The organism is Fodinibius halophilus, assembly GCF_011059105.1.
In the GTDB taxonomy this organism is placed as follows: domain Bacteria; phylum Bacteroidota; class Rhodothermia; order Balneolales; family Balneolaceae; genus Fodinibius; species Fodinibius halophilus.
This window is the reverse complement of record NZ_JAALLS010000086.1, coordinates 1-362: the sequence shown is the minus strand read 5'-3', so window position 1 is coordinate 362 and position 362 is coordinate 1. Positions and strand designations below refer to the sequence as shown.

The 362-nt window shown below is 51.7% G+C and carries 1 protein-coding gene; it reads left to right on the top strand.

The features are described from left to right. Positions 1-147: 147 nt before the first annotated feature. Positions 148-362 (top strand): IS3 family transposase (locus G3569_RS18270; protein ID WP_165271524.1); only part of this gene is annotated, 215 nt, incomplete at its 3' end.

The following is a 362-nucleotide window of genomic DNA, read 5'->3' as shown; positions in this document are numbered from 1 at the left end:
TCCGGGCAAAGGCATTCCCAGCCGGACGCCCGAAGAGAAGGAGCTGGCCGAGTTGAAGAAAGAACTGGCTGACGTGCGGATGGAGCGGGATATCCTAAAAAAGGCGATGGGCATCTTTACGAAGAAAAACGGGTGATTTTCCAATTTATGGCCGAACACAAGAACATATTCCCCATTGTAAAGATGTCCGAGGTATTCGGGGTAAGCAGAAGCGGTTATTACAGCTGGATGAACCGGCCGCCCTCTGATCGCGCCAAAGAGAACCAGCGCCTTTTGGAGCTCATCAAGAAAATTTGGCTGAAATCGGGGAAGACCTATGGCAGTCCCCGCATTCACCAACAATTGCTTCGCCAAGGTGAGCA